Here is an 8,587-nt window from a genome sequence, read left to right as displayed (position 1 = left end):
GCTGATGTCCTGGGGCTCCACGTAGGGAATCGGCATCGCCTGCATCACCGGCCACGCCAACAGCGCATCTTCCCTGGTCGGATTCTCTAGATCGGGCCTAAACGTTCGGTACATCGGCTCGCTATTGAGCATCGGCGTGTTGACGTTAGTCGGGTGGATCACGTTCGCCCGGATCGACAGGGGAGCAAGTTGTTTCGCCAGCGCTTTGGTATAGCGGTCGATGAATTGCTTGGCCAGGTTGTAGCCCTCGCCGCCGGGGCCCATCGGGCCTACCGTGCCGGCCGGGGCCGTTTCCGCGATCAAACCCGCGACGGACCCAACTGTGATGACCGAACCGCCGGACCGCAGGTGCGACAGCGATGCATGCACGGTGTGGACCACTCCGACGAAGTCGACATCGAAGGCGTCGACAAATCCGCCGATTGGCACATCGGAGCCCAGTGGACAGATGCCGGCGTTGGCCACTACGACGTCGAGTTGGCCGAATTCTGCGACCGCATTGTCGATTTCGCGTGTCACGGCAGCGCGGTCACGCACGTCGACTTCGGCCGTGTACGCCCTGCGCCCGGCTTTCTCCACTTCCAGTCCGGCCTCTTCGAGGTCCCGCGGGGTAGCCAGTGGATAGTGATTGTTCTCGATGTCGTGGCAGATGTCGAACAGGATGATGTCGGCGCCCTCTTCGGCCAGCTTGACCGCGTGGCTGCGGCCCTGACCGCGGGCTGCGCCCGTGACGAATACGACTTTCCCCTGTACGCGTCCCACTTGTCGATGTCCTTTCGTTAGGTGTTCCGGCCGCCGTTGACGCCCAAGATCTGTCCTGTGATGTAGCCGGCTTCATCGGAGATCAGGAATGCGCATGCGGCGGCGATGTCCTCGGGCCTGCCGATGCGGCGAACAGGTGTCGCCTCGATGTTCTTCTCGACGACGAGGTAGCCGCGCGCCTCGGACTTGCGCAGCATCGGGGTGTCGATGAAGCCGGGCGGCACCGCGTTGACGGTGATGCCGCTCGGCCCGTATTCGAGCGCCAGCGATTTGGTCAGCCCGTTGACCGCCGACTTGGCCGCCACATACGACGACATATACCGCGCGCCCGAGTGCGTGCTCGACGACGAGATGTTGACGATGCGCCCCCACCCGGCCTCGACCATGTCCGGCAACACGGCTTGGATGCAGTGGAACACGCCGTGCAGGTTGACGTTGATGACGCGCTGCCAGTCGTCGAAGGTGATGTCGGTGAACCGCTTGAACCGGTCGAGGCCCGCCGCATTGACGAGCACGGTCACCGGCCCGAGCTGGTCGTGAATCGCTGCCAGCGCCGCATCCACCTGTTCCCGGCTGGTCACATCGGCGGTGAAGGCCGATTCGTCGTCCGATGGCGTCAAGTCGAGGCTGGCAACAGTGAGACCGTCTTTGCGCAGTCGCGCAGCGATGGCCTGACCGATACCCGACGCGCCCCCGGTGACGACGGCATTCCTCACAGCAAGAATCTCCCTTCCGGTTTTGAGAACCTTACTCTCACCGTTGCTTCACCTGCAACTGAATCGACCGGCCTGCTCATTACGCCTAAGCTGCCCGAACGTCCGAAACTTGCGAGTTCAAGCTAGACGATCGGTCTTGTTGTGTTCTCGAATAGGGAATGTAAGATTCGCCGCGGATGAGAATGTAGTTATCAAGGAGTTTGAATGTCGCTGCTCGACTCGGATTCGAATGTCGCCGGCCGTCCGGCTCCGGCGGCTGCGCTCCCGGAATCTGAAGTCGGCGGCCGGCTACTGATCAACGGCGGTCTGGTTACCACTGAAAAGACGTTCCCTTCGTACAACCCGGCCACGGGCGAACTGGTGGGCTACGCGCCCGACGCGTCGGCCGCCGACGCGCAGAACGCGATCGCCGCGGCGCGCCACGCCTTCGACGAGACTGATTGGTCGACGAACGTCGAGCTTCGGGTGCGCTGCCTCGATCAACTTCACCGCGCGCTCGTCGAGCACCGCGACGAGCTCGCCGCGCTGACCACCGCCGAAGTGGGCGCCACCGCAATGCTCTTGGCCGGACCTCAACTCGACGCACCGATCGCGATCGTGCGCTACTACGCCGACCTACTGAAGGACTATCCGCTCTCAGAGGATCTCGGCAACATCGAGAGCAGGGGCATGCAGCACCACCGCTGGATAGAGAAGGAAGCCGCGGGCGTCGTCGCTGCCATCATCGCGTACAACTACCCCAACCAGCTCGCGCTCGCCAAGCTGCCGCCCGCCCTCGCGGCCGGCTGCACAGTGGTGCTCAAGGGTGCGCCCGACACGCCGCTCGTCACGCTGAAGCTCGGCGAGCTGATCGCCAACCACACCGACATCCCGCCGGGCGTCGTGAACGTGCTCAGCTCGTCAGACGCGCAGGTCGGCGAGGTGCTGACGACCAGCCCCGACGTCGACGTCGTCACGTTCACTGGTTCCACTGCCGTCGGCCGCAAGATCATGGCCGCAGCAAGTGACACGCTCAAGCGCGTCTTCCTCGAACTAGGCGGCAAATCGGCGGCGATCGTCCTCGACGACGCCGACTTCTCGTCCGCGGCGCTGTTCGCGGCGTTCTCCATGGCCTCCCATGCCGGGCAGGGCTGCGCGCTCACCTCACGGCTGCTGGTGCCACGCAAGCACCACGACGAAATCGTGAACATGGTGGCGCAGAACTTCTCACTCGTGCGCCACGGCGATCCGGCCGACGAGTCCACCTACATGGGGCCGCTGATCAGCGAGGCTCAGCGCGACAAGGTGGACGGCATGGTGCAGCGCGCCGTCGCGGCGGGCGCCACGCTGGTGACCGGGGGAACGCGGCACGATCCCGGCTACTTCTATGCGCCGACACTGCTGACGAACGTCGACCCCGACAGCGAGATCGCACAGGACGAGATCTTCGGACCGGTGCTCGCGGTAATCGCCTATGACGACGACGATGACGCGGTACGGATCGCGAACAACTCGATCTACGGACTCTCGGGAGCCGTGTTCGGCAGCCAGGACCGCGCGCTGGCCGTCGCCCGCCGGATCCGTACCGGCACGTTCAGCATCAACGGCGGCAACTACTTCAGCCCCGACGCGCCGTTCGGCGGATACAAGCAGAGCGGCATCGGCAGGGAGATGGGCAAGGCCGGGCTCGAGGAGTTCCTGGAAAAGAAGACGTTCGCTGAGGTGGTCTCGTGATGAGCGCTCGCGCGAAGAACAGAGGGCACTGATGGCCACGCCGTTAGACGGGATTCGCGTCCTCGAGGTCGCGATGTATGGCTTCGTTCCGTCAGCCGGCGCCGTGCTCGCGGAGTGGGGCGCCGACGTCATCAAGGTCGAGCACGCGGTGACCGGCGACCCGCAGCGGGGCCTTCGCCAGACCGGGCCCTTGCGCGTCGAGGGCGACCCGAACCCCAACATCGAGCACGCCAACCGACTCAAGCGCAGCATCGGGCTGGACATGTCGGTGCCGGAGGGCAAAGAGGTTCTTCTCGAATTAGCGCGCCGCGCAGACGTTTTCCTCACCAGCTTCCTGCCCGGTCACCGGCAGAAGTTCGGCATCGACGTCGACGACATCCGCGCGGTGAACCCGAAGATCATCTACGCGCGCGGCAGCGCGCTCGGACCGCGAGGGCAGGAGGCGGTCAAGGGCGGCTACGACATGACCGCGTTCTGGTGCCGCGCCGGCACGGCCGCCACGGCGACGCCGCCGGGTATGGACGGCATGATCGGCCCGCCGGGGCCCGCCTACGGCGACACGATCTCGGGCACCAACCTCGCGGGCGGGATCGCCGCCGCACTGCTGAAGCGCGAGCGCATCGGCGAGCCGTCGATCGTGGACGTCTCGCTGCTGGGCAGTGGGCTGTGGTCGCTCGGTCACACCGTGGCGTTGACCAAGCACCTCGGCCAATTGATGGTGAGCCCGCCGCCGGGCGTGCACGGCTCGCCCATCAATCCGCTTGTCGGGGTGTACCCAACGGCCGACGGCCGCTACATCTCCCTGGTGATGATGCAGGCGTCGAAGTTCTGGGCCGACGTCTGCAAGCACATGGACCTCGAGGAGTACATCGACGACCCGCGGTTTGCCGACGATCAGAAGATCGCCGAGAACACCGCGGCGGCTGTCGAGATCCTGAACGAGGCGATGGCCAAGCGCACCCTGCCGGAGTGGAGCGAACGTTTCGCCACACTTTCCGGGCCATGGGCACCGGTTCAGGACACGTTGCAGGCGGCCGAGGACTCCCAGGTCCGCGCCAACGAATATCTTGTCCAGGCCGGCGAGCTCGAATTGGTCTCCAACCCAGTGCAATTCGATGTGAAGGCGCCACAGAGCGGCCCAGCTCCGGGCTTCGCAGAGCAGACTGACGAGATCCTTCAGGAAATCGGTCTCGACTGGGACCGCATCATCGAGCTCAAGACCGCAGGCGCGGTGACATAACGGTCATGCCCTACGTCGCGTCCATCGGGACCTACCTTCCGTGCTGGGGAACCGCCCAGCACCGGGTCCCCGGCGATGACGAAGACGCGATCACCATGGCCGTCGAGGCGGGCCGCGCGGCGCTCGCCGGCAGTTCCGCCGTGGAACGCGTCGTGTTCGTCAGCCGCAACATGCCTTTGCTGGAGAGCAGCAACGCCGCGGTGCTGCTTGCCGGGCTGAGCCTTGACCCCGAGCTCGAGGTCGACGAGCGCCTCGGTGGGGCGCCGGCCGCCGTTGACGCCCTAAGTTCGGCGCGTCCTCGCACGTTGGTGATCGGGGTCGATCTCCACTCGGCCGGTGCGGCCGCGGTGCTGACCGCCGACAGCGGGCTGCGGGTGCGCACCGCCGCCCGCATCGCCCGCAGCCTGCCCGTGCGCACGCGCAACGCGATCGGCGATGTCCACGACTACGGCGACCCGCGACTCCTTCACGAACGTGGGCTGGTCGCGTCGCTGTCGGCGGCGTGGCTCGACACACCGACGGCAGTGGCGGGAGTGGATCATGCGGCCGCCACCAAGTTGTGCATCGGCGACCCGCCACCACTTCCCACGATGGGCGCCAGTGCCGGGCTGTACGCCTTGGCGGCGATGGCCGAGACCGGCACCACGGGGCCGCTCGTCGCCGTCGAGCTGGCGAGTCTATCCGGCCTGACCGTCGCAGAAGGAGTCGCCCAGTTGCACCGCAACGAGCCCCCGGCCTGCGTTCTACCGGCCGGCACGGTCGTCTCACCAGCTGAGATACCTATCTCATTGGCGGCGTACGAGCGGGCGTTCGAAGCGAAAGTGCGATGGGAGGCAAGCAGATTCGCCGATAGCGACGAGTTGCACTTTCCGCCCCGGTACCGAGTCGACGAAGACGGCGCATTGAACACGCACTACGAGCGCGTGCCACTGCCCCGCACGGGAACGGTCTATACGGAAACGACCGTGCAGATGCCGGTGCCCGGACTCAAAACGCCGTACTCGTTGGCGATCGTCGAGCTCGACGGCGTCCAAGTGCGGGTGCTGGCGAAGGTCACCGGCGCGGAGGCCGGGACCGTCAAGATCGGCGATCGCGGTCGGTTGACACTTCGCCGGGTGGCTGTAAGGTCAGGCGTTCCCGATTACGGGTACGCATTTGCGCCCGAAAAGGTCGCCGCATGAGTAATACTCGGGGGACGCTCACGAATCTGGCAGAGACTGACAGTCTCGAAAATCCTGCCATTGGTTCGGCGGAAGCGCAGGAGGGGTCGTCATGAGGAAGGTCGCCATCGTCGGCGCCGGCATGACGCCCTTCGCTGAGCACTTCGCGCTTGGGATCAAAGATCTGCTGCCGATGGCGTTTTCGGAGTGCGCCGCGAGCGTCGACAAGGGGCTTTCCAAGTCTGACCTTCAGGCGGCCTGGTTCGGCGCGATGGGAACCCCCGACGGGTTCCCGTCCGGAATCCTCGCCGATGCCCTCGGTCTGCCCGATCTGCCGGTCACCCGGGTGGAGAACTCCTGCGCCACCGGAAACGACGCGGTGCGCAACGCGTTGTTCGGCGTCGCGTCCGGCGCCTTCGACGTCGCGCTCGTGATAGGCGCCGACAAGGTTCGCGAGACGTCGACCAAGGACATGTTGTGGGAATGGGAGGCCATGGCCCGCGACATGGCCTGGGACTACCCGCTCGGGCTGGTGTCGCCGGCCGGTTTCGCGCTGCACGTGGCCAGGTATCTGCACGAGTCGCCGGCCACCAAGGAGCACATGGCGATGGTGGCCGTGAAAAACCATCGGCACGGCGTCACCAACCCCAAGGCGCGGCTGCGGTTCGAGATCACGCTGGAGCAGGCGATGGCCGCCCCGACTGTCGTGACGCCGTTCGGGGTCTACGACTGCGCGCCGCAGAGCGATGGTGCAGCCGCGCTGGTGCTGGCAGCCGAGGACGTGGTGGACCGATTCACCGACAGGCCGGTGTGGGTGCGCGGCGTCGGGCTCGGTCTGGACTCGGTGATGCACCAGCACAAGCAGGACATGACCACATTCCCTGCGTCGGTGCGCGCCGCGAAGCAGGCGTTCGGGATGGCCGGGATGAGCCCGTCGGACGTCGACGTCGCCGAGGTGCACGACTTCTTCACCGGTATCGAGTTGATCAGCTATGAGGACCTCGGCTTTGCCGACCGCTTCGAGGGCTACAAGCTCGTCGAAACCGACGCCACCAGCATCGGCGGTTCGTTGCCCGTCAATCCGAGCGGCGGGCTGAAGAGCAAGGGCCACCCACCCGGCGCCACCGGGGTGGCGCAATGTGTGGAATTGTTCGCCCAGCTGCGCGGACATGCCGTCAACCAGGTCGAGGGTGCGCGAATTGCCCTGGCGCACAACATCGGCGGTCCTACCGCGGTGTCGGCAGTGACGATTCTCGAGGGACCGGAGTCAAATGGCAACTAAAACCGCGGGTCCGGACAAGTGGTCTCCCGGCATCAGTTTGGGGAAAGGCTCCAAGCCGATGCAGGCCGTCGGCGGCTTCTTTGCGATGGCCGCCGACGCCTTCGCGTTCCTCTTCCGTCGGCCGTTTCAGTGGCGGGAGTTTCTCGAGCAGTCCTGGTTCGTCGCGCGGGTATCGCTGTTTCCCGCATTGATGGTGGCCATTCCGCTGACCGTTCTGGTCAGTTTCACGCTCAACATCCTGCTGCGCGAGCTCGGCGCCACCGATCTGAGTGGCGCGGGCGCGGCGTTCGGCGCCGTCACCCAGGTCGGTCCATTGGTGACGGTGCTGATCGTGGCAGGTGCGGGTGCCACCGCGATGTGCGCGGACCTCGGCTCGCGCACCATCCGCGAAGAGATCGACGCGATGGAGGTGCTGGGCATCAACCCGGTGCAGCGGCTGGTGACACCTCGCATGCTGGCCTCGGGTCTGGTGGCACTGCTGCTGAACAGCCTTGTCGTCATCATCGGCATCCTGGGCGGCTACATCTTCTCCGTCTACGTCCAGGACGCGAACCCAGGTTCGTTCGCCGCCGGCATCACCTTGCTGACGGGCGTGCCCGAGCTCATCATCTCCTGCATCAAGGCCGCGCTGTTCGGTCTGATCGCCGGGCTCGTCGCGTGCTACCGCGGGTTGATCATCACCGGCGGCGGTGCGAAGGCCGTCGGCAACGCAGTCAACGAGACCGTCGTCTACGCCTTCATGGCGCTGTTCGTCATCAACGTGGTCGTCACGGCCATCGGCATCCGGGCCACGGTCAAATGACGGGGGCGATGACGCCGATGAGGGCTTGCGCGAAGAGGAAACAGCGATGGCGCTGAGAGCGACGTATCCGAGGACCTTCCGCGCCGTCGGCGCGTTGCGGTGGCCGGTCACCGCGATGGGCAAGGTCGGCGACCACACCATGTTCTACGGCAGGGCGATCGCAGGTACGCCGCACGCCGCCATTCACTTTCGTCGCGAGATCATCCGCCTGATCGCCGAAATCAGCATGGGCGCAGGCACATTGGCGATGATCGGCGGCACCGTGGTGATCGTCGGGTTCCTCACGCTGGCCGCCGGTGGCACGCTGGCCGTGCAGGGCTACAGCTCGCTGGGCAACATCGGCATCGAGGCGCTGACGGGCTTCTTGGCGGCGTTCATCAACGTCCGGATCGCCGCGCCGGTGGTCGCCGGCATCGGACTGGCTGCCACGTTCGGGGCCGGCGTGACGGCCCAGCTCGGCGCGATGCGGATCAACGAGGAGGTCGACGCGCTCGAGGCCATGGGTATTCGGTCGGTCGAGTATTTGGTCAGCACCCGGATAGTCGCGGGGATGATCGCGGTGGCTCCGCTGTACTCCATCGCGGTGATCTTGTCTTTCCTGGCCAGCAAGTTCACCACCGTCGTGATCTTCGGGCAGTCCTCGGGCCTGTACAACCATTACTTCTCGACGTTCTTGAACCCCATCGACCTGCTGTGGTCGTTCCTGCAAGCGCTCCTGATGGCGCTCGCAGTCCTGCTCGTGCACACCTACTTCGGGTACTTCGCGACCGGCGGTCCCTCGGGTGTGGGCTCGGCGGTGGGCCAGGCCGTGCGGGCCTCGCTCATCACGGTGGTGACGGTGACGCTGCTGGTGTCGCTGGCGATCTACGGCGCCAACGGAAATTTCAACCTGTCGGGATAACGGACAAAGGG

8 protein-coding genes are annotated in these 8,587 nt (G+C 65.7%); 6 read left to right on the top strand and 2 right to left on the bottom strand.

The genetic code is table 11. The features are described from left to right. Positions 1-762, bottom strand: a 762-nt coding sequence (locus tag QOH60_RS28275) for a mycofactocin-coupled SDR family oxidoreductase (protein WP_526425204.1), incomplete at its 3' end; no start/stop codon positions are given. A 17-nt stretch (positions 763-779) separates the two neighbouring features. Beyond that, positions 780-1,478: an SDR family NAD(P)-dependent oxidoreductase gene (locus QOH60_RS28270; RefSeq protein ID WP_526425203.1), complete on the bottom strand. Its 699-nt coding sequence runs from the start codon at positions 1,476-1,478 to the stop codon at positions 780-782. A gap of 204 nt (positions 1,479-1,682) precedes the next feature. Between QOH60_RS28270 and QOH60_RS28265 the strand changes: the two genes are divergently transcribed. The 6 genes from QOH60_RS28265 to QOH60_RS28240 all read left to right on the top strand — a co-directional run bounded on the left by QOH60_RS28265 (position 1,683) and on the right by QOH60_RS28240 (position 8,576). Further along, complete coding sequence (locus QOH60_RS28265) at positions 1,683-3,191, top strand: aldehyde dehydrogenase family protein (protein ID WP_526425202.1); 1,509 nt, start codon at positions 1,683-1,685, stop codon at positions 3,189-3,191. Between the two features lie 31 nt (positions 3,192-3,222). After that, positions 3,223-4,431: a CaiB/BaiF CoA transferase family protein gene (locus tag QOH60_RS28260; RefSeq protein WP_526425201.1), complete on the top strand. Its 1,209-nt coding sequence runs from the start codon at positions 3,223-3,225 to the stop codon at positions 4,429-4,431. A gap of 5 nt (positions 4,432-4,436) precedes the next feature. Further along, positions 4,437-5,612, top strand: a complete 1,176-nt coding sequence (locus QOH60_RS28255) for a Zn-ribbon domain-containing OB-fold protein (protein ID WP_526425200.1) — start codon at positions 4,437-4,439, stop codon at positions 5,610-5,612. A 91-nt stretch (positions 5,613-5,703) separates the two neighbouring features. Further along, positions 5,704-6,873 carry a thiolase family protein gene (locus tag QOH60_RS28250; RefSeq protein WP_526425199.1) on the top strand — a complete coding sequence of 390 codons (1,170 nt, stop codon included), beginning with the start codon at positions 5,704-5,706 and terminating at the stop codon, positions 6,871-6,873. Then, positions 6,863-7,675, top strand: coding sequence for an MlaE family ABC transporter permease (locus QOH60_RS28245; protein WP_526425198.1), 813 nt, complete (start codon positions 6,863-6,865; stop codon positions 7,673-7,675). Before QOH60_RS28250 ends, QOH60_RS28245 begins: the two co-directional genes overlap by 11 nt. 46 nt (positions 7,676-7,721) lie before the next feature. Further along, positions 7,722-8,576: an MlaE family ABC transporter permease gene (locus tag QOH60_RS28240; RefSeq protein WP_526425197.1), complete on the top strand. Its 855-nt coding sequence runs from the start codon at positions 7,722-7,724 to the stop codon at positions 8,574-8,576. The last annotated feature ends 11 nt before the right edge of the window (positions 8,577-8,587 follow it).

This window comes from Mycobacterium sp. (assembly GCF_032159765.1).
Lineage (GTDB): Bacteria > Actinomycetota > Actinomycetes > Mycobacteriales > Mycobacteriaceae > Mycobacterium.
This window is presented reverse-complemented; position numbering and strand designations above follow the sequence as displayed.